General features: G+C 61.9%; 25 protein-coding genes. 11 read left to right on the forward strand and 14 right to left on the reverse strand.

The genetic code is table 11. The annotated features are described in order from the left end of the window. Nucleotides 1–49: 49 nt before the first annotated feature. Nucleotides 50–730 carry a leucyl/phenylalanyl-tRNA--protein transferase gene (gene aat / locus OSC50_RS09485; protein ID WP_266247775.1) on the reverse strand — a complete coding sequence of 227 codons (681 nt, stop codon included), beginning with the start codon at nucleotides 728–730 and terminating at the stop codon, nucleotides 50–52. 251 nt (nucleotides 731–981) lie between these two features. On the opposite strand from aat, the gene OSC50_RS09490 reads away from it, so the two are divergent. The 7 genes from OSC50_RS09490 to cysG are packed head-to-tail and all read left to right on the forward strand — an operon-like array spanning nucleotide 982 to nucleotide 8728. Next, a complete protein-coding gene (locus tag OSC50_RS09490) occupies nucleotides 982–1254 on the forward strand; it encodes a hypothetical protein (RefSeq protein ID WP_181076638.1) in 273 nt (90 codons plus the stop codon). Further along, nucleotides 1229–3634 carry a DNA translocase FtsK gene (locus tag OSC50_RS09495; RefSeq protein ID WP_181076639.1) on the forward strand — a complete coding sequence of 802 codons (2406 nt, stop codon included), beginning with the start codon at nucleotides 1229–1231 and terminating at the stop codon, nucleotides 3632–3634. The genes OSC50_RS09490 and OSC50_RS09495 overlap by 26 nt, the downstream gene beginning before the upstream one ends. Before the next feature lie 54 nt (nucleotides 3635–3688). Continuing rightward, complete coding sequence (lolA, locus tag OSC50_RS09500) at nucleotides 3689–4312, forward strand: outer membrane lipoprotein periplasmic chaperone LolA (protein WP_266247779.1); 624 nt, start codon at nucleotides 3689–3691, stop codon at nucleotides 4310–4312. Between the two features lie 27 nt (nucleotides 4313–4339). Then, on the forward strand, nucleotides 4340–5662 hold the full coding sequence (locus tag OSC50_RS09505) for a replication-associated recombination protein A (protein ID WP_181076643.1): 1323 nt from the start codon (nucleotides 4340–4342) through the stop codon (nucleotides 5660–5662). Then, a complete protein-coding gene (gene crcB / locus OSC50_RS09510; RefSeq protein WP_266247780.1) occupies nucleotides 5662–6036 on the forward strand; it encodes a fluoride efflux transporter CrcB in 375 nt (124 codons plus the stop codon). Before OSC50_RS09505 ends, crcB begins: the two co-directional genes overlap by 1 nt. Nucleotides 6037–6052: 16 nt before the next feature. Continuing rightward, nucleotides 6053–7333, forward strand: a complete 1281-nt coding sequence (gene serS / locus OSC50_RS09515; RefSeq protein WP_181076644.1) for a serine--tRNA ligase — start codon at nucleotides 6053–6055, stop codon at nucleotides 7331–7333. Further along, nucleotides 7334–8728 (forward strand): siroheme synthase CysG, encoded by a 1395-nt coding sequence (gene cysG / locus OSC50_RS09520; RefSeq protein ID WP_266247785.1) that lies wholly within the window; start codon nucleotides 7334–7336, stop codon nucleotides 8726–8728. A gap of 72 nt (nucleotides 8729–8800) precedes the next feature. Here the strand turns inward: cysG and OSC50_RS09525 are convergent, their stop codons facing one another. The 6 genes from OSC50_RS09525 to tusD all read right to left on the reverse strand — a co-directional run bounded on the left by OSC50_RS09525 (nucleotide 8801) and on the right by tusD (nucleotide 12237). After that, nucleotides 8801–9796: a glutathione S-transferase family protein gene (locus OSC50_RS09525; protein ID WP_266247786.1), complete on the reverse strand. Its 996-nt coding sequence runs from the start codon at nucleotides 9794–9796 to the stop codon at nucleotides 8801–8803. 88 nt (nucleotides 9797–9884) lie between these two features. Then, a complete protein-coding gene (locus OSC50_RS09530; protein WP_266247788.1) occupies nucleotides 9885–10886 on the reverse strand; it encodes a glycosyl transferase family protein in 1002 nt (333 codons plus the stop codon). Then, nucleotides 10883–11218: a TusE/DsrC/DsvC family sulfur relay protein gene (locus OSC50_RS09535; RefSeq protein ID WP_181076650.1), complete on the reverse strand. Its 336-nt coding sequence runs from the start codon at nucleotides 11216–11218 to the stop codon at nucleotides 10883–10885. Before OSC50_RS09535 ends, OSC50_RS09530 begins: the two co-directional genes overlap by 4 nt. Continuing rightward, the gene (gene tusB, locus OSC50_RS09540) at nucleotides 11215–11493 is read right to left on the reverse strand and encodes a sulfurtransferase complex subunit TusB (protein WP_181076652.1); all 279 of its coding nucleotides are present in this window, start codon (nucleotides 11491–11493) and stop codon (nucleotides 11215–11217) included. Before tusB ends, OSC50_RS09535 begins: the two co-directional genes overlap by 4 nt. Continuing rightward, a complete protein-coding gene (gene tusC, locus OSC50_RS09545; RefSeq protein WP_181076653.1) occupies nucleotides 11493–11843 on the reverse strand; it encodes a sulfurtransferase complex subunit TusC in 351 nt (116 codons plus the stop codon). Before tusC ends, tusB begins: the two co-directional genes overlap by 1 nt. A gap of 1 nt (nucleotide 11844) precedes the next feature. Then, entirely contained in the window at nucleotides 11845–12237 is a 393-nt protein-coding gene (tusD, locus tag OSC50_RS09550) for a sulfurtransferase complex subunit TusD (RefSeq protein ID WP_181076655.1), read from the reverse strand. 157 nt (nucleotides 12238–12394) lie between these two features. Between tusD and OSC50_RS09555 the strand changes: the two genes are divergently transcribed. Beyond that, nucleotides 12395–13570, forward strand: a complete 1176-nt coding sequence (locus OSC50_RS09555) for a CaiB/BaiF CoA transferase family protein (protein WP_266247790.1) — start codon at nucleotides 12395–12397, stop codon at nucleotides 13568–13570. Nucleotides 13571–13673: 103 nt separating this feature from the next. Here the strand turns inward: OSC50_RS09555 and OSC50_RS09560 are convergent, their stop codons facing one another. Together OSC50_RS09560 and OSC50_RS09565 are read right to left on the reverse strand one after the other, a co-directional pair. Further along, nucleotides 13674–14168: a SprT family zinc-dependent metalloprotease gene (locus OSC50_RS09560; RefSeq protein ID WP_253508199.1), complete on the reverse strand. Its 495-nt coding sequence runs from the start codon at nucleotides 14166–14168 to the stop codon at nucleotides 13674–13676. Nucleotides 14169–14296: 128 nt separating this feature from the next. Beyond that, entirely contained in the window at nucleotides 14297–14899 is a 603-nt protein-coding gene (locus OSC50_RS09565; RefSeq protein ID WP_181076660.1) for a Yip1 family protein, read from the reverse strand. A gap of 280 nt (nucleotides 14900–15179) precedes the next feature. Between OSC50_RS09565 and ttcA the strand changes: the two genes are divergently transcribed. Beyond that, nucleotides 15180–16004, forward strand: a complete 825-nt coding sequence (ttcA, locus tag OSC50_RS09570) for a tRNA 2-thiocytidine(32) synthetase TtcA (protein ID WP_181076661.1) — start codon at nucleotides 15180–15182, stop codon at nucleotides 16002–16004. A 67-nt stretch (nucleotides 16005–16071) separates the two neighbouring features. Beyond that, nucleotides 16072–16743, forward strand: a complete 672-nt coding sequence (locus OSC50_RS09575) for a DNA-3-methyladenine glycosylase I (RefSeq protein ID WP_181076663.1) — start codon at nucleotides 16072–16074, stop codon at nucleotides 16741–16743. Nucleotides 16744–16793: 50 nt separating this feature from the next. Here OSC50_RS09575 and OSC50_RS09580 read toward each other — a convergent pair whose 3' ends face one another. From OSC50_RS09580 to arsC, 3 genes are read right to left on the reverse strand one after another with little or no spacing between them, the layout of a single operon-like run. Further along, nucleotides 16794–17198, reverse strand: coding sequence for a DUF2069 domain-containing protein (locus OSC50_RS09580; protein WP_253508197.1), 405 nt, complete (start codon nucleotides 17196–17198; stop codon nucleotides 16794–16796). After that, entirely contained in the window at nucleotides 17182–17796 is a 615-nt protein-coding gene (gene wrbA, locus OSC50_RS09585; protein WP_181076666.1) for an NAD(P)H:quinone oxidoreductase, read from the reverse strand. The genes OSC50_RS09580 and wrbA overlap by 17 nt, the downstream gene beginning before the upstream one ends. Next, nucleotides 17793–18146, reverse strand: a complete 354-nt coding sequence (gene arsC, locus OSC50_RS09590; protein WP_181076667.1) for an arsenate reductase (glutaredoxin) — start codon at nucleotides 18144–18146, stop codon at nucleotides 17793–17795. The genes wrbA and arsC overlap by 4 nt, the downstream gene beginning before the upstream one ends. Before the next feature lie 115 nt (nucleotides 18147–18261). Between arsC and OSC50_RS09595 the strand changes: the two genes are divergently transcribed. Continuing rightward, nucleotides 18262–18723, forward strand: a complete 462-nt coding sequence (locus tag OSC50_RS09595) for a TlpA disulfide reductase family protein (protein ID WP_181076669.1) — start codon at nucleotides 18262–18264, stop codon at nucleotides 18721–18723. A gap of 73 nt (nucleotides 18724–18796) precedes the next feature. Here the strand turns inward: OSC50_RS09595 and OSC50_RS09600 are convergent, their stop codons facing one another. Together OSC50_RS09600 and OSC50_RS09605 are read right to left on the reverse strand one after the other, a co-directional pair. Further along, on the reverse strand, nucleotides 18797–19201 hold the full coding sequence (locus tag OSC50_RS09600; protein ID WP_181076670.1) for an META domain-containing protein: 405 nt from the start codon (nucleotides 19199–19201) through the stop codon (nucleotides 18797–18799). Beyond that, the gene (locus tag OSC50_RS09605; RefSeq protein ID WP_181076672.1) at nucleotides 19198–19638 is read right to left on the reverse strand and encodes a hypothetical protein; all 441 of its coding nucleotides are present in this window, start codon (nucleotides 19636–19638) and stop codon (nucleotides 19198–19200) included. The genes OSC50_RS09600 and OSC50_RS09605 overlap by 4 nt, the downstream gene beginning before the upstream one ends. Nucleotides 19639–19679 lie beyond the last annotated feature (41 nt).

Genomic DNA, 19679 nt, shown 5'->3' on the forward strand with positions numbered 1-19679 from the left:
CCTCGGGATAAGCTTTGAAATAAGTGTAAGCCAGGTCAGCGCAAGTCGCCTAAGAAAGCCAGGGTCCGGCGTTGGGCTGGTCCAGGTGGTCGCGCAGAAAGCCCGCAAACTCGCTGCGGGAAATGCCGCGTGCACCCAGGCTGTGCAGATGGTCGTTGGGCATCTGGCAGTCGATCAACACAAAGCCCCAGGCCTGCAGTTGCCGTGTGAGGGTCGCAAACCCGAATTTGGAGGCGTTGTCGGCGCGGCTGAACATCGATTCGCCAAAGAACAGTTGGCCCATGGCCAGGCCGTACAGGCCGCCTACCAGCGTGCCGTTGTCCCACACCTCCACTGAATGGGCATGGCCGCGCCTGTGCAGTTCCAGGTAGGCGGCCTGGATGCCTTCGGTGATCCAGGTACCATCGGCGTAGGCGCGTGGTGCGGCGCAGGCCTGGATGACGGCGGCAAAATCCTGATCCAAGGTCACGGTGTAACGCTGCTGGCGCAACAGTTTGGCCAGGCTGCGGGACACGTGCAGTTCGTCGGGGAAAATCACGGTACGAGGGTCCGGCGACCACCACAGGATCGGCTGGCCCTCCGAAAACCAGGGGAAGCAGCCGTGGCGATAGGCCTGGATCAGGCGCTCGGCCGATAAGTCGCCGCCGGCGGCTAGCAGGCCGTTAGGTTCGCGCATGGCCTTGGCCAGCGGGGGGAAAGTCAGCGAGTCGCGTTGTAACCAGGTCAGCATGGGTATCCAGGCTAGCGAAAGGGGAGGGGAGTGGCAGGCTTGGCACCTGCCGCGCGAGTGCTGATTATTGTCGAAGCGGCGCCCTGGGGCCAGCCCGAATCGGCCGTTGGCGTGGATTAGCGTGAGCGGGTGTTTCTGCAACTCTGGGCCGAGGGTGCGGTCGTAAGCGGGGCGGTGACATGCAGGCCATTTGCCAAGCTGCTTTGGATTGTCGGAAACAGCGCATAAGCCTTTGTCAGCAAAGGCAATGCATGCTCAAATTGAACCCGTCGCAACAGCGTAATCGGCCAGGCCGTCGAGTTGCAGGCAATGGCGTGGCATCGTGGTCACAAACCCGTACAATGCGGCCAGTGTGGCGTTATCGTCGTTTCGCACGGCAAGCACCCGTGCTGAAAGTAATTTTCACCCCGTTGGTTCATTTTTCAGCTGCCCGGATCCGGCAGTATTTTGCAGTCATTCAACAGATGGACGCGCTAAAAGCGCAGGAAAAGACCCGTTTTGAAGAAATCCACCGCGACACCTAAAACAGTCGTGCCGGCCTGGCGTCAGCACCTGCATTATCGTCTCAAGGAAGGTGCGCTGATCGCGATCGGCGCATTGTGCCTGTTCCTGATGATGGCCTTGCTCACCTATGGCAAGGACGATCCGGGCTGGAGCCATAACAGCAAGATCGACGACGTACAGAACTTCGGTGGCCCCGTCGGCTCCTACAGCGCCGATATCCTGTTCATGGTGTTGGGTTACTTCGCCTATATCTTCCCGTTGCTGCTGGCGATCAAGACCTGGCAGATCTTCCGCCAGCGCCACGAGCCGTGGCAGTGGAGCGGCTGGCTGTTTTCCTGGCGGCTGATCGGCCTGGTGTTCCTGGTGCTGTCCGGCGCCGCGCTGGCCCATATCCATTTTCATGCACCCACCGGTCTGCCGGCGGGCGCGGGCGGTGCCCTGGGTGAAAGCCTGGGCGATCTGGCGCGCAGGACCCTGAATATCCAGGGCAGCACCTTGATGTTTATCGCGCTGTTCCTGTTCGGCCTCACCGTGTTCACCGACCTGTCGTGGTTCAAAGTGATGGACGTGACCGGCAAGATCACCCTTGACCTGCTTGAATTGTTCCAAGGCGCCGCCAATCGCTGGTGGGCGGCCCGGGTCGAGCGCAAACGCATGGTGGCCCAGCTGCGCGAGGTGGATACCCGCGTCAACGAAGTGGTGGCGCCGAGCACGCCGGATCGTCGCGAGCAGGCCAAGGTCAAGGAGCGCCTGATCGAGCGCGAGCAGGCCCTGAGCAAGCACATGTCGGACCGCGAGAAGCAGGTACCGCCGGTCATCGCCCCCGCGCCGCCCAAGGCCCCGGAGCCGAGCCATCGCGTGCAGAAAGAGAAACAGGCCCCGTTGTTTATCGACAGCGCGGTCGAAGGCACCTTGCCACCTATCTCGATTCTCGACGCGGCTGAAAAGAAACAACTCAACTATTCCCCCGAGTCCCTGGCGGCCGTCGGCCATCTGCTGGAGATCAAACTCAAGGAATTCGGCGTCGAAGTGTCGGTGGATTCCATTCACCCAGGCCCCGTGATCACCCGTTACGAAATCCAGCCTGCGGCTGGCGTCAAGGTCAGCCGTATCTCCAACCTGGCCAAAGACCTGGCGCGCTCCCTGGCCGTGACCAGCGTGCGCGTGGTGGAAGTGATTCCCGGCAAGACCACCGTAGGTATCGAGATTCCCAACGAAGACCGCCAGATCGTGCGCTTTTCCGAGGTGCTGTCGACGCCGGAGTACGACAACTTCAAGTCGCCGGTCACCCTGGCCCTGGGGCACGATATCGGCGGCAAACCGGTCATCACCGATTTGGCGAAAATGCCGCACTTGCTGGTGGCCGGTACCACCGGTTCCGGTAAGTCGGTGGGCGTGAACGCGATGATCCTGTCGATTCTGTTCAAGTCCGGCCCGGAAGACGCCAAACTGATCATGATCGACCCCAAGATGCTTGAGCTGTCGATCTATGAAGGCATCCCGCATTTGCTCTGCCCGGTGGTCACCGACATGAAGGACGCCGCCAACGCGCTGCGCTGGAGCGTGGCCGAGATGGAGCGACGCTACAAGCTGATGGCGAAGATGGGCGTGCGTAACCTGTCGGGCTTCAACGCCAAGGTCAAGGAAGCCCAGGACGCCGGCACGCCGCTGACCGACCCGCTGTACAAACGCGAAAGCATTCACGACGAAGCGCCGCTGCTGACCAAGCTGCCGACTATCGTCGTGGTAGTGGACGAATTCGCCGACATGATGATGATCGTCGGCAAGAAGGTCGAAGAACTGATCGCACGTATCGCCCAGAAGGCTCGTGCCGCCGGTATCCACTTGATCCTTGCGACACAACGTCCATCGGTGGATGTCATCACCGGTCTGATCAAGGCCAACATCCCGACGCGCATGGCGTTCCAGGTGTCGAGCAAGATCGACTCGCGGACCATCATCGACCAGGGCGGCGCCGAACAGCTGCTCGGCCACGGTGACATGCTGTACATGCCGCCGGGCACCAGCCTGCCAATTCGCGTTCACGGCGCGTTCGTGTCCGATGACGAAGTTCACCGCGTAGTTGAAGCTTGGAAGCTGCGCGGCGCGCCGGAATACAACGACGACATCCTCGCGGGCGTTGAAGAGGCCGGCAGCGGCTTCGACGGCGGCAGCAGCGGTGGCGACGATGACGCCGAGACCGACGCGCTGTACGACGAAGCCGTGGCATTCGTGCTGGAAAGTCGCCGTGCCTCGATTTCCGCCGTGCAGCGCAAGTTGAAGATCGGCTACAACCGCGCCGCCCGTATGATCGAAGCCATGGAAAACGCCGGTGTCGTCACCGCAATGAACACCAACGGCTCGCGCGAAGTCATTGCCCCCGGGCAGATGCGCGACTGACTACGTGCCGCATGGCAGCATGCGGCATGCCCTAACGACTCAATGAGGACTCCCATGCGCTTTATTCGCATGCTGTTGTTGCCGGCCCTGGCCCTGACTGCTGTTTCGGCGCATGCCGACCCGGCTTCCGTCACCAGTTTGAAGAATCTGTTGGACAAATCCCAGACCCTTACCGCGCGCTTCTCCCAGTTGACCCTGGATGCCGGCGGCACCCAGTTGCAGCAGACCGAAGGTGAAATGGCCGTGCAGCGCCCAGGCCTGTTCTATTGGCACACCGAAGGCAAGTCCGAGCAGACCATTGTGTCCGACGGCCAGAAGGTCACGCTGTGGGACCCGGACCTGGAGCAGGCAACCATCAAGAAGCTCGACCCGCGCCTGAACCAGACGCCGGCGCTGCTGCTGTCGGGCGATGTGTCGAAAATCAACGACAGCTTCGACATCACCTCCAAGCAAACCAGCAACGTGATCGAGTTCACCCTTAAGCCAAAATCCAAGGACACGCTGTTTGACAGCCTGAACCTGTCGTTCGGCAACGGCGTGATCAACAACATGCGCCTGATCGACAGCGTCGGCCAGCGCACCGATATCCTGTTCTCCGGCGTCAAGGCTAACCAGCCAGTGGATGCATCCAAGTTCAAGTTCGTCATCCCCAAGGGTGCCGACGTGATCCAGGAATAAACTGCCCAGAGGTTTCAAACGCTGCCCATGGACCTGTTTCGAAGTGACCCGATTGCCCAGCCCTTGGCCGCGCGCCTGCGCTCGACCAACCTGGATGAGTACGTCGGTCAGGAACACCTGCTCGCGCGCGGCAAGCCCCTGCGCGAGGCGCTGGAACAGGGTGCGTTGCACTCGATGATTTTCTGGGGGCCGCCGGGGGTGGGTAAAACCACCCTGGCGCGTCTGCTGGCGAAAGTCTCGGACGCGCACTTCGAAACGGTCTCGGCGGTGCTGGCTGGGGTCAAGGAGATCCGCCAGGCCGTCGAAGTCGCCAAGCAGCAGGCCGGCCAATACGGCAAGCGCACCATTCTGTTCGTCGACGAAGTGCACCGCTTCAACAAATCGCAGCAAGATGCGTTTTTGCCGTATGTCGAAGACGGCACCCTGATTTTTATCGGCGCCACCACCGAAAACCCCTCGTTTGAACTCAACAACGCCTTGCTGTCGCGGGCGCGGGTCTATGTGCTCAAAAGCCTGGACGAGGCGGCCATGCAGAAGCTGCTGCACCGGGCCTTGAGCGAAGACAAAGGCCTGGGCAAGCGCCAACTGAGCGTCAGCGACGAAGGCTTCAAAATCCTGCTCAGCGCCGCCGACGGCGATGGCCGACGTTTTCTCAACCTGTTGGAAAACGCGTCGGACCTGGCCGAAGACGGTAGCGAGATCGGCGTCGACCTCCTGCAAAGCCTGCTCGGCGATACCCGTCGCCGTTTCGACAAGGGCGGCGAAGCGTTCTACGACCAGATTTCAGCGCTGCACAAATCCGTGCGCGGCTCCAACCCGGACGGCGCGTTGTACTGGTTCGCGCGCATGATCGACGGGGGCTGCGACCCCCTGTACCTGGCGCGTCGCGTGGTACGCATGGCCAGCGAAGACATCGGCAACGCCGACCCGCGAGCCTTGAGCCTGTGTCTGGCGGCGTGGGATGTGCAGGAGCGCCTCGGCAGCCCGGAAGGCGAGTTGGCCGTGGCCCAGGCCATCACCTATCTGGCCTGCGCACCCAAAAGCAACGCGGTGTACATGGGCTTCAAGTCCGCCCTGCGTGCGGCCGCCGAGTACGGTTCCCTGGAAGTGCCGCTGCACCTGCGCAATGCGCCGACCAAGTTGATGAAGCAACTGGGCTACGGTGACGAATACCGCTACGCCCACGATGAACCGGACGCCTACGCGGCCGGCGAAGACTACTTTCCCGATGCTCTGGAGCCCCAGCCGTTCTACCAGCCGGTGCCTCGCGGCCTGGAGTTGAAGATCGGCGAAAAGCTCAACCATCTCGCGCAACTCGATCGCCTCAGCCCCAAACAGCGGAGAAAGTAGTGCTCAAGACAATTCTTGCCGTGTCCGTGGCCGGCATCGCTGGTACATTATTGCGTTTCGCCACCGGCACCTGGGTCAGCGCCAACTGGCCGAAGCATTTTTATGCGGCGACCCTGGCGGTCAATCTGGTGGGCTGTTTGATTATCGGGCTGTTGTACGGCTGGTTTCTGTTGCGCCCGGAAGTGCCGATTGAGATTCGCGCCGGCTTGATTGTCGGCTTTGTAGGCGGTCTGACGACCTTTTCATCCTTTTCACTGGATACGCTGCGCCTGCTGGAAAACGGGCAGGCCCTGGTCGCCTTCGGGTACCTGGGCATCAGCGTGTTCGGCGGGCTGCTCGCCACCTGGGCCGGCCTGTCCTTGACCAAACTTTGATAAACGAGAGACCGACATGCTCGATTCCAAACTGTTACGTAGCAACCTTCAGGACGTAGCGGACCGCCTGGCTTCCCGTGGCTTTGCCCTGGATGTCGCGCGCATCGAAGCGCTGGAAGAACAGCGCAAGACCGTCCAGACCCGCACCGAAGCACTGCAGGCTGAGCGGAATGCGCGTTCCAAATCCATCGGTCAGGCCAAGCAGCGCGGTGAAGACATCGCGCCGTTGATGGCAGACGTCGAGCGCATGGGCACCGAGCTGTCCGACGGCAAGGCCGAACTGGACAAGATCCAGTCCGAGCTGGATCAGATCCTGTTGGGTATCCCTAACCTGCCGGACGCCTCGGTACCGGTCGGCGAAGACGAAGACGGTAACGTCGAAGTGCGCCGCTGGGGCACGCCCAAAGCCTTTGATTTCGAGATCAAGGACCACGTCGCTCTGGGCGAATTGAGCGGTGGCCTGGATTTCGAGACCGCCGCCAAGCTGTCCGGCGCGCGCTTTGCCTTGCTGCGCGGACCGATCGCGCGCCTGCATCGTGCCCTGGCGCAGTTCATGATCAACCTGCACACCGGCGAGCACGGTTACGAAGAAGCCTATACGCCTTACCTGGTTCAGGCGCCGGCGCTGCAGGGCACCGGCCAGTTGCCGAAGTTCGAGGAAGAGCTGTTCAAGATCAGTCGCGACGGCGAAGCCGACTTTTATCTGATTCCGACCGCTGAAGTGTCGCTGACCAATATCGTCGCCGGCGAGATTCTCGACGCCAAGCAACTGCCGATCAAATTTGTCGCCCACACCCCGTGCTTTCGCAGTGAAGCCGGCGCCTCGGGCCGTGACACCCGCGGCATGATCCGCCAGCACCAGTTCGACAAAGTCGAGATGGTGCAGGTGGTCGAGCCGTCCAAGTCCATGGAAGCCCTGGAAGGCCTGACCGCCAACGCCGAGCGCGTTCTGCAACTGCTTGAATTGCCGTATCGCGTACTGGCGCTGTGCACTGGCGACATGGGTTTCAGCGCCGTGAAGACCTACGACCTCGAAGTGTGGGTGCCAAGCCAGGACAAGTACCGCGAGATTTCCTCGTGCTCCAACTGCGGTGATTTCCAGGCGCGTCGCATGCAGGCGCGTTTCCGCAACCCGGAGACCGGCAAGCCGGAGCTGGTGCACACCCTCAACGGTTCGGGCCTGGCCGTCGGCCGTACCCTGGTCGCCGTGCTGGAAAACTACCAGCAGGCCGACGGTTCGATCCGCGTGCCCGAGGTGCTCAAGCCGTACATGGCGGGCGTCGAGGTTATCGGCTAAATGGAATTTCTGCCGCTGTTTCACAACCTGCGCGGTAGCCGGGTGCTGGTGGTCGGTGGTGGGGAAATTGCCTTGCGCAAATCCCGGCTGCTGGCCGATGCCGGCGCCGTGCTGCGGGTGGTTGCTCCCCAGATCGAAGACCAGTTGCGCGTGCTGGTGCAGGGCAGTGGCGGGGAGCTGGTTTTGCGCGGTTATCAGGAGGCCGACCTGGATGGTTGCACCCTGATTATCGCCGCGACGGACGATGAACCGCTGAATGCGCAAGTGTCCAGCGACGCCAAGCGTCGGTGCGTGCCGGTCAATGTGGTGGATGCACCGGCCTTGTGCAGTGTGATCTTCCCGGCAATTGTCGACCGTTCGCCTCTGGTGATCGCGGTGTCCAGTGGCGGCGACGCGCCGGTGTTGGCGCGACTCATCCGGGCCAAACTGGAAACCTGGATTCCGTCCACCTATGGCCAGTTGGCCGGGTTGGCCGCGCGCTTCAGGGCCCAGGTCAAAGGCCTGTACCCGGATGTGCAGCAGCGTCGTGCGTTCTGGGAAGAAGTTTTCCAGGGCCCGATTGCCGACCGTCAACTGGCCGGGCAGGGCGACGAGGCAGAGCGCCTGTTGGTCGAGAAGGTCAACGGTGCGCCGCCCCATGCGCCGGGTGAGGTCTACCTGGTGGGTGCCGGTCCGGGTGATCCCGACCTGCTGACGTTTCGCGCCTTGCGCCTGATGCAGCAGGCCGACGTGGTGCTCTACGACCGCCTGGTCGCCCCGGCGATCCTGGAGTTGTGCCGTCGTGACGCCGAGCGCGTTTATGTCGGCAAGCGGCGCGCCGAGCATGCGGTGCCGCAGGACCAGATCAACCAGCAACTGGTGGACCTGGCCAGGCAAGGCAAGCGCGTGTTGCGTCTTAAAGGGGGCGATCCGTTCATCTTTGGCCGTGGCGGCGAGGAAATCGAGGAACTGGCCGCCCATGGCATCCCGTTCCAAGTAGTGCCGGGCATCACTGCGGCCAGCGGCTGCGCGGCCTATGCCGGTATTCCGTTGACCCACCGCGACTACGCGCAATCCGTGCGTTTTATCACCGGACACTTGAAGAACGGCACCTCTGACCTGCCCTGGCAGGACCTGGTAGGGCCTTCGCAAACGCTGGTGTTCTATATGGGCTTAATTGGCTTGCCGATCATTTGCGAACAGCTGATCCGGCATGGTCGTGCGCCGGACACGCCGGCGGCGTTGATCCAGCAGGGCACCACGTCCAACCAGCGCGTGTTCACCGGCACCCTGGCGGACTTGCCGCGCATGGTGGCGGAGCATGAAGTACATGCGCCGACACTGGTAATCGTGGGTGAGGTGGTGCTGCTGCGTGAGAAACTGAAGTGGTTTGAAGGCGCCCAGTCTCAGGTCTGAGCCTGAAGCGCCATCACCCTGTGGAAGGGGGCTTGCCCCCGACGCGGCCTGGCAGTCAGCCAGGATGTTGGATCAGCTCCACACCCCTTTTCCGCTCAACCGCTGCCGATGGTGCACGGTATCGAACGCCTGCAATGGCCCCTTCGGCACAATCCCGGTGGGGTTGATGGTGCGGTGGCTGGCGTAGTAGTGCCCTTTGATGTGTTCGAAGTCCACCGTCTCGGCCACGCCAGGCCACTGATACATTTCCCTCAGCCAATTCGACAGGTTCGCATAATCGGCAATTCGCCGCAGATTGCATTTGAAGTGGCTGTAATACACCGCATCAAACCGAATCAGCGTGGTGAACAGCCGCACATCGGCTTCGGTGAGGTATTCCCCGGCCAGGTAGCGATGCTCGCCCAGGTGCTGTTCCAGATGGTCCAGCTCGGCGAATACATCATTGAACGCGCTTTCGTAGGCCTGCTGGGAGGTGGCAAAGCCGGCACGGTACACGCCGTTGTTGACGGCCGGGTAGATGCGCGCGTTGAGTGCGTCGATGGTGGCGCGCAACGGTTCGGGGTAGAAGTCCAGGGTGTTGCCGGTCAGCCCATTGAACGCGCTGTTAAACATGCGGATGATTTCCGCCGATTCGTTGCTGACAATGCGCTTGAGCTGGTTGTCCCACAGCACCGGTACGGTGACCCGCCCGGTGTAGTCGGACGTGTCGGCGGTGTAGCGTTGGTGCATGTAGGCAAAGTCGTCGAGTCGATCGCCGGTGGAGCCTTTGGCCTTATCGAAGGTCCAGCCGTTTTCCAGCATCAGCCAGCTGACCACCGACACATCGATCAGGTTTTCCAGGCCCTTGAGCTTGCGCAGGATCAACGTGCGATGTGCCCACGGGCAGGCGAGGGAGACATAGAGGTGATAGCGACCGGCTTCGGCCTTGAAGCCGCCTTCGCCACTCGGGCCGGGCTGGCCGTCGGCGGTGACCCAGTGGCGGCGTTGCGCCTGCTCGCGCTGGAAAGCGCCATCCGCGCTACTTTCGTACCACTGGTCTTTCCAGTGTCCTTCGATCAGCAAACCCATGACTGGCTCCTCGACTAATAAGCGTTGGAGGCCAGTCTAAAGCTCAGGGTTCGATTTAAAAGCGCAAAGACTGCGGGTCAATTATCGATTAAATCGATCTGTCCCGCGCTTGCCAGTACTCCTCGGCCATCGCAAATGCCTGCTCACGGGGTTGCCCAAGGCCGCGTAACGCCAGGGCCATGGTGGCGATCAGCGCCAGTTGCGGGTAGCTGTCCTCGACATCGCCACGCCATACCGCTTTGAGGTGTTCAGGCTCCAGGGTCGCCGGTTTGACATGGCGCTGGGTGGAAAGGGCCGGCCACTCTTCGTCCCAGCTCTGGCCGCCGGTGGTGCCGTAGAGATGGCTGAGGGTGTCGGGGTTGATCTCGATCTCGCCGCCATCCCCCTTGACCACGATCACCGTGTCGCCGAGCAGGCCGCTGGCATCGCGATGCACGCCCTGATAGCCGGGGTGGAAAATACTTTGCAGGCCGCATCGTGCGTTCAACGGGTTGAGCAGGCGCGCCAGGGAATGGATCGGCGAGCGCAGGCCCAGGGTGTTGCGCAGGTCGATCATGCGCTGCAACTGCGGCGCCCAATCCCCTAGCGGGATAAACGCCAGGTTGCCTTGGGCAAACGCGGCCTCGACCTGCTGCCAGTCGCGGCACAATGGAATCTGCAAACCTTGCAGCAATTGCTCGGTGTACAGCCGCCCGGCGGTGTGCGCGCCGCCACCGTGCATCAGGATACGCACGCCGTTTTGCGCCAGGCACTTGGCCGCCAGCAGAAACCACGGCAGATGGCGCTTTTTACCGGCATAGCTGGGCCAGTCGATGTCCACGTTCAGCGCCGGAGCGTTCAGGCGCTCGCGCACCGCTTCGGTAAAACCGGCGAGTTCTTCCGGGCTTTCTTCCTTGTGCCGCAGCAGCATCAGGAAGGCGCCGAGCTGGGTGTCCTCGACTTTTTCGTCGAGCAGCATGCCCATGGCTTCGCGGGCTTCCTCACGGGTGAGGTTGCGCGCACCGCGCTTGCCTTTGCCCAGGATGCGCACGAACGGCGCAAACGGATGCTCGTCAGGGGTTTGCAGGGTCAGTGGGGCAAAGTCGGTCATAAGCAATTCGTCGGCCGGGGCAGGCCCGCCAGTTTGGCGGCGAGTTTGGCGGGAGTGCCGTTGAACAGTTTGTTGAGGTGCAGGCTGTTGCCCTTTTCCGGGCCCAGCTTCAAGGCGGTGTACTTGATCAGCGGGCGCGTGGCCGGGGACAGTTGGAATTCGGCGTAGAACTGGCGCAGCAGATCGAGGATCTGCCAGTGGTCCGGGGTCAGCTCCAAGGCTTCGGCGGCGGCCAGGGCGTGGGCGACTTCGACGGACCAGTCATCCAGGTCGACCAGATAGCCGTCCTTGTCCAGTTCCAGGCTGCGCGTACCGACGATGAGCGTATTCATAGCCAGGTGTTGACCTTGTCGTAGTCGATCGACAATTGCACGAATCCCGGATAATCCACGCTGCCGGCCCATTCAGGCAGCGGCAGGTTGCGTGCCTGGCGGTCTTCGGCCAGCACGAAGACCTTCACGCCTTTGGCCTGCAGCGCCGCGTTGTGCAGGCCGTAGGTGCCGTCACCACACAGCAGGATTGCATCATGAGCGCCGCAGACCCGCAGGCAACTGGCGAGGCGGCTGTCGGTAAAGGGCGAGTGGGAAACCACATGGAGAGTCGACATCAGAGGGTCATCACCTGGTCGTAACGTTCAATCAACTGGGAAACAGCGGCGCTGTCCAAGGGCTGCGCACTGGCGGGAGGCGTAAGCCCGCGTTCGGCCAGGCTGTGGCTGCAGGCGAACACGTCATCGATGCCGAACAACCCGAGGGCCTGCAGATTGGCGCTGAGGTCTTTTTGCTGCACGGCCTTGGCGTCCTGGCCGGGGGCCAGTTGAAACACGCCGTCGTCCATGAACAGCAGGCCGATCGGCAGATCGAAGGCACCGCCGGCCAGCACGATGTCCAGCGCTTCGCGCGCACTGGGCCCGGACCAAGGAGCCTGGCGGCTGATTACCAACAAGGATTTGGACATGTCATGGCCCTCCAAAACAGATCAGGCGGTCGGCGGCCTGGGTGGCGTCGTGCAATTGCCCCAGGCCCGACAGCGCCCAGGGTGCCTCCAGGTTCACGGCGCTGCGTTGATAGCGCGTGGCTTCTTCGGCGTTGAGCACGCCACGGCGCAGGGCGGCGGCGATGCACACCACGCCATCGAGTTGATGCTGGCTGACGAACTCGCGCCATTGGCGCGCGATGTCCTGCTCATCCTGGGGCGCCACGACGGTATTCGCCGCGCTGTACACGCCGTCCTGATAGAAGAACAACCGCACAATCTCATGCCCGCCGGCGAGCGCGGCCTGGGCAAACAGCAGGGCACGGCGCGAGGAGGGCGCATGGGCGGCGGAAAACAAAGCAATCGCAAACTTCATGGAACACTCGGCAAGCAAACGTGGGCCAATGATAAAGCCGCGTGCACGAAAAAGCCCGCCGTGATCAAAACGGTCACTGTCGCTGACTGTTCTGACGATTGCCGGTAGGCAACGGGCTGCTTAGTCTGTGGGAACTCGACACCCAAAAGGAGTTTCCATGCCTGGTCCACTGGCGTCCCTTAAAGTGCTGGATTTTTCCACCTTGCTGCCCGGCCCGTTTGCGAGTTTGATGCTGGCGGACATGGGCGCCGAGGTACTACGTATCGAATCGCCCACGCGCCCGGACCTGCTGCGTGTGTTGCCTCCCCACGACCAGGGTACCTCGGCGAGCCACGCGTACCTCAATCGCAATAAACGCAGCCTGGCGCTGGACCTCAAGCAGGCCGAGGCGCTGCAGATCGTGCATGCGCTGGTCGCGGATTACGACATTGTGCTCGAACAGTTCCGGCCTGGCGTGATGCAGCGCCTGGGTCTGGGGTATGAGGCGTTAAAGGCGATCAACCCGCGACTGATCTACGTGTCGATCACCGGCTATGGCCAGACCGGGCCCTACAAGGACCGTGCCGGCCACGACATCAACTACCTGGCACTGGCCGGCATGGCCAGTTATACCGGGCGCCAGGACAGCGGGCCGTTGCCCCTGGGCGTGCAAGTGGCGGATGTGGGCGGCGGCTCGCTGCACGCGGTCGTCGGCTTGCTGGCGGCAGTGATCGCGCGGCAGCAGAGTGGGGTGGGGCAATACCTGGATGTGAGCATGACGGACTGCTCGTTCAGCCTAAACGCCATGGCTGGCGCGGGTTATCTGGCGTGCGGTGTAGAGCCTCAATGGGAAACCCAGGTGCTCAATGGCGGCAGTTTCTACGATTACTACCGCACGCGGGACGGGCGCTGGATGTCGGTGGGCAGCCTGGAGCCGGCGTTCATGCAGGCCTTGTGCACGGCGCTGGGCCGGCCGGAGTTGACCGCCCACGGCCTCACACCCGAACGGCAGCCGGCGTTCAAGCAGGCGTTGCAGGTGGAATTCGAAAAACGCAGTTTTGATCAGCTCTGTGAGTTGTTTGCCGGTGTGGATGCCTGCGTGGAGCCTGTGCTGACGCTCAGCGAAGCCGTGGCCCATCCGCAGATAATGGCGCGGGCACTGGTCAGCCAAGTGCCCAGAAGCGATGGCTCGAGCCAGGCGCAGATTGCCTGCCCGTTGAAATTTTCAGAAGGGTTGCCGGCGCCCCGACACATTGGCGCCGCCGTGGGGGCACACAGTGATGAAGTGTTGGCGGAGCTGGGTTTCAGTGCTCAGCGGATAGCCGATTTGCGGCGGAGCAAGGTGGTAGGGTGACTGATCTGGCGCTATCGGGGGCAAGCCCCCTCCCACATTTGAAAGTTGATCGACATGACAGTGCGGTCAGATATGGGAGTCGGGCTTGCTCGCGAAGAGGCCCTTATTCCACCCGCGTTTCCCCGCTGAACACCAGGGTCTGCCGACACCGCCGACACAAATACCGCCGCCCCTGAGCCACCATTCCATGACGCTGCGACGAAAATGGAAAGTCGCTATCGGCGCACGTGCAGCGGTAGATGTAGCGGGTCATCTGGCGGCGTTTCACCGCATAGGTGTGACAACGGTCCGGCGGCAGTTCGTAAACCCCGCGCATGATCAATTGCCATTCTTCGCCGTGGGGCTGGATGCGTTCGCCGAACAATTGGTGGGCGATCAGATGCGCCACTTCATGGGCCACGGTCTGCTTGAGGAAGTGTTGGCTGTTTTCCTGGTAAAGCTGGGGGTTGAAGCGCAGCAGGTTCTCGTGCAAATGCGCGACACCGGCTTTCTGGCCCCGCAGCTTGAGGCTGACCTGGGGGCGTTTGAAGCTTCGTTTGAAAAAGGACTCGGCTAGCTGGAAACACTCTTCGACGCGGGTATTGAGTTGCTCGGGCATGCTGTATCTATCTCCAGAGACGCCCAGTATGCCGTAAAACCGGGTGTTTCCGAATCTGTCAGGCGCCGAATGGTCATGCCAGACGCACAAGGCCACCTTGCGGTGGCCCTGCCGGCGCGGTGGGTGCGTCAGTTGGTGTAGATCGGCCCGACGCCCAGGCCCCAGACAATCACGGTAAACGCCATGATCGCCACCAGCACCACCAAACCTACGGCCAGTATGGAGCTGGAAAACAGGAAGCCTTCATCCGGATCGATGCTCATAAAGGTCGGCACGCCCACATACAGCAGATACACCGTATAGCAGATCGCCGCTGTCCCCACGACCATGCCCAGCCACATATGCGGGTAAAGCGCCGCCAGCCCGCCGATAAACAGTGGGGTCGCGGTATAAGTGGCGAACGCCACGCAGCGCGCCATGCTGGGATTGGCGTCGTAGGTGCGTGCCATCCAGTGGATGAAGGCGCCCATCACCGCCACGCCGGCGAGCATGGCCGCGTAGGACATGATGGTCATCCACAACGCGCTTTCCTGAGTCAACATCACGGGTGCGCGGTTGCCGATAACCCAGCCGACCCGGGTAGTGCCGATGAAGGCTGACAGGGCGGGAATCGCCGCAAGAATCAGCGTATGAGTGAGGTACATGTGGCCGATGCTTTCTTCCTTATCGCCACGGATCTCCCGCCATTCCTGGTCAGGATGGGTAAACAGCCCCACGACGTGATGGATCATGCCAGTCACTCCTGTCGTTATTACCATCGCCCCCCATCGGAGCGCCCACGGGCCAGTTGGCCTGAAAGGTCTGGATAGCCTGTCTGCGACCTTATGTCGCAGTATAGGAACGGATGAACGGAAAAGCCGTAGGGCCGTTAGAGCATATTGCACTGTAAACACGCGGCGTAATCGCGCCAGGGTCTGTAGGTGGAGCACTGCAACCGCGCATTGGACTCGTTGGCGCATACCGGTAAAATGCTGCGCTTTTCGTCACACACCTCAAGCGGATCCAAGCGCCATGGGCACTCTTACGGTCAACCAGAACAAACTGCAAAAACGCCTGCGTCGCCTGGCCGGTGAAGCGGTCGCCGATTTCAATATGATCGAGGACGGCGACAAGGTGATGGTCTGCCTCTCCGGCGGCAAAGACAGCTACACCCTGCTTGACGTGCTGCTGCACCTGCAAAAGGTCGCGCCGATCAAGTTCGAGATCGTTGCCGTCAACATGGACCAGAAACAACCGGGCTTTCCCGAGCATGTGCTGCCGGCCTACCTGAAAGAGTTGGGCATCGAGTATCACATCGTCGAAAAAGACACCTATTCGGTGGTCAAGGAGCTGATTCCGGAGGGCAAGACCACCTGCTCGCTGTGCTCGCGCCTGCGCCGTGGCACGCTCTACACCTTTGCCGATGAGATCGGCGCGACCAAGATGGCGCTGGGGCATCATCGCGACGATATCGTCGAGACGTTTTTCCTCAATATGTTCTTCAACGGCTCGCTCAAGGCCATGCCGCCCAAGCTGCGCGCCGATGACGGGCGCAACGTGGTGATTCGTCCGTTGGCCTACTGCAATGAGAAAGACATCCAGGCCTATTCCGACTTCAAGCAATTCCCGATCATCCCGTGCAACCTCTGCGGCTCCCAGGAAAACCTGCAGCGCCAGGTGGTCAAGGAGATGCTGCAGGACTGGGAGCGCAAAACGCCCGGACGCACCGAAAGCATCTTCCGCAGCCTGCAGAACGTGATCCCGTCGCAGCTGGCCGACCGCAACCTGTTCGACTTCACCAGCCTGAGGATCGATGAGACCGCCGCGTCGCGCTTCGTTAATGTGGTGAACCTCTGAGTCGATTCAAGGCTCTGACACACGGCGCTCGCGGGCGCCGTTTTCAATTCCACTGCCAGGAGAGGGCATGCGCGATTACAAGTGGCTGCACGAATATTGTCTGAATCGCTTTGGCTCGGCGGCCAAACTGGAAGCTCATTTGCCGACTCCCAAGACCCCGGCGCAATTGCGCAGGATCAGCGATGATCGCTACCTGTCGACCTTGGCACTGCGGGTATTTCGCGCCGGCCTCAAGCACAGCGTGGTGGACGCCAAATGGCCAGCCTTCGAACAGGTGTTCTTTGGCTTCGATCCGGAAAAGGTCGTGTTGATGGGCGCCGAGCATCTGGAGCGGCTGATGCAGGACACCCGCATCATTCGTCACCTGGGCAAGCTCAAGAGCGTGCCGCGCAATGCGCAGATGATCCTGGATATCACCCAGGAAAAAGGCAGCTTCGGCGCGTTCATCGCCGAGTGGCCGGTGACCGACATCGTTGGCCTGTGGAAATACCTGAGCAAGCACGGCCACCAGCTGGGCGGCCTGTCGGCCCCACGCTTTCTACGCATGGTCGGCAAGGACACCTTTGTGCCCAGCGATGACGTGGTCGCGGCGTTGAATGCACAGAAGATCGTCGACAAGGCCCCCACCAGCCTGCGCGACCTGGCGACGGTGCAGGGCGCCTTCAACCAGTGGCATGCCGAGAGTGGTCGGCCAATGTGCCAGCTGTCGATGATGCTGGCGTACACCGTCAACCACTGACCCCCACGGTCAGCGCGGCGTTCGTGGCGAGTCGCCTCGCCACGGAGGATTTATGCGGCCAGGCGTCGGTTCAACTGATGGCGCCAGCGCACATACAGCAGCGCGGTACAGAACACCGCCAGACTCGCCAGCATTTCCAGCACGCCGAACCACTGGCGGTTCGGGTCATACGCCGCCAACGCGCCCTTGATGAAATACAGGTTCACCGCAAAGCACATCCACGAGTGCCCCCGGGCGCTGCCGAGCAGCATGCCCGGTGCCAGTACCAGCAATGGCACCAACTCGATCAGCAGGATCACCCAGGGGCGTGCGCCGTGCAGATCGGCGACAAACAGATAATACCCGCACAACAAACCCACCAGCGCCAAAAACGCCAGCAGGCTTAATGCGCGCGCCACTTTTACCCGTGGCTCCAGCCACGCTTGCGGTGGCAGTACCTTAGGCTTTCTGGCCACGGCCGTTCTCCAGCAACGTGGCGGTAGTGGCCAGGCGCAGGCCGAGGGCTTTGCACAGCGCCATTTCATGGGGGTCGAGCAGGCGCTTGCCGTCCGGCCCGGCATGGTGGCTGGCGCCGTATGGCGTGCCGCCGCCCTGGGTGTCGAGCAGGGCCTGTTCGCTGTAGGGCAGGCCGGTGATCAGCATGCCGTGGTGCAGCAGCGGTAACAGCATCGACATCAACGTGGTTTCCTGGCCGCCGTGCAGACTGGCCGTGGAGGTGAACACCCCGGCCGGTTTGCCCACCAATGCGCCGGTGAGCCACAGGTTGCTGGTGCCGTCGAGAAAATACTTGAGGGGGGCGGCCATGTTGCCGAAACGCGTCGGGCTACCGAGCGCCAGGCCCGAGCAGTGTTTCAGATCATCGAGGCTGGCATACAGCGCGCCCTCGTCCGGGATGCTCGGCGCTACCGCCTCGCACTCGGTGGACACCGCCGGCACCGTGCGCAGGCGTGCTTCCATGCCGCCCAGCTCAATGCCCCGAGCAATGTGCCGGGCCATTTCACTGACCGAGCCGTTGCGGCTGTAATACAGCACCAGCACATAGGGCGCAGTCACGGCAGAATCTCCAATACGTTCTCCGGAGGACGGCCGATGACGGCCTTGTCGGCGGTTTCCAGGATCGGGCGTTCCATCAGCTTGGGATGGGCGGCAATGGCGTCGATCAACTGGGTTTCACTGAGGCTGGCGTCAGAAAGGTTAAGGCTTTTGTATTCGTCTTCGCCGGTGCGCAGCAGCTGGCGCGCACTCAGGCCGAGTTTGCCCAGCAGCGCCTGAATTTGCGCAGCGTTGAGCGGGGTTTCCAGATAACGCACCACGGTCGGGGTAAGGCCGCGCGCTTCCAGCAGTTCGAGGGCACCGCGCGATTTCGAGCAGCGCGGGTTGTGATAAAGCGTCAGATCGGTCATATGCGGGTCGCATCTTGCAGGAGGTGGCGGGTATTCTACCTGCGCGGCGCCCGGTCCTTAAACCGTAAGAGGCATCCGGTCGCAGCCCATGTCTATTTTTACGAAGGATTACCCCATGACACGTCGACTGATCGGTGCATTGGCGATCATTACAACCCTGCTGCTCAGCGGCTGCGGGAATGACTATGGCATTGACCAATACGGCCAGAAAGTCGCGGCCGAACGTTTGGACAAACAGTGGGTGGTGATCAACTACTGGGCCGAATGGTGCGGCCCCTGCCGTACGGAAATCCCCGAGCTCAATGCCTTGGCCGAACAGCTCAAAGGCCAGAATGTCGGAGTGTTCGGGGTCAATTTCGACAATGTGCAGGGCGAAGAACTCAAGGCCGCCAGCGAGAAACTGGGGATCAAGTTCACGGTGCTGGCGCAGAACCCGGATGGCATCTTCGAGATTCCGCGCAGCGAAGCGCTGCCGGTGACGTACATCATCGATGACAAGGGTAAGGTGCGCGAGCAGTTGATGGGCGAGCAGACGGCCGCAGGGGTGCTGGCCAAGCTCAAGGCGTTGCGCGGGTAAAGCGAGCTCTCAACGCAACGGTGGGAGAGGGCTCTGGTCCCACCGTTGGATGTTCATCCGGTCAGAACTCGGATCAGCCTTCTTCGAGCCACAGGCGGATCGGCTTGCCTTCGGCCGGCCAGAAGCGAGTCTGCTCGATGGGCGAGACGTCCCAGCGTTGTACGTTTTGCAGGGCCTGAAAGAAGCGGTGCTCCTGCTCCATCAGGGCCTCGGCGCAGAGTTTGCGGGTGCTGCCGATCTTGCCGAAGCTGAGTTTGTCGCCGTCCAGAGTGTAGGGCGCAAACCAGTGGTTGCAGCCTCCATTGCCGTAGGCACGTCCGTCATTGCCAAGGGTGACGGTCAGGTGCGCGTAATCCATCAGCGGCCGCTCACCGATCCACTCCACCACGTAGCTGTGGTCCTGCTTGAGTTTGACCTCATCGCCCGCACAGCCGGCCAGGCCCGCGCCGAGTGCTGCCATCAGCAGCACGCCTTTCATTGCGTGGCCTTCCGGCAGCTCGGGCAGCGGTGCTTGTCGCCGTCGCTGGCCCAGCCCAACTCCGCGACACGCGCGTTGGCGGCCGGTTGCAGCGGCTCCTTGGTCAGCTTGGTTTCCACAGCGAACTCAAATTCCAGCACGGCGTCGCAGCTGTCGCAGTTGACCTTCCAGGTGTGGATCTCCAATTCGCCGAATTTCGGCCCCTGGGCCATGGCGACCCATTGGCCGGCCGGGCGGATGGAGTAGCGCGCATCGCCTTCGACGGTCAGACGCATCGACAGGGTTTTACTGCCGCGCAGGGTGACGATCAGAACGTCGCCATGTTTGATCGAGCCACCGTTGCCGGTGACCTGGTAACGGCCCGGCACCAGGGCGCGGCATTCGATCAGGGTGTGTTGCGGGCTCAGCAAGCTGAAGCGGAAATCGTGTTCGGCCATGGATCCTCCAAATAGGCGCGGCATCCTATCACGGGTGCCGG

Source organism: Pseudomonas quebecensis (assembly GCF_026410085.1).
Classification (GTDB): Bacteria; Pseudomonadota; Gammaproteobacteria; order Pseudomonadales; family Pseudomonadaceae; genus Aquipseudomonas; species Aquipseudomonas quebecensis.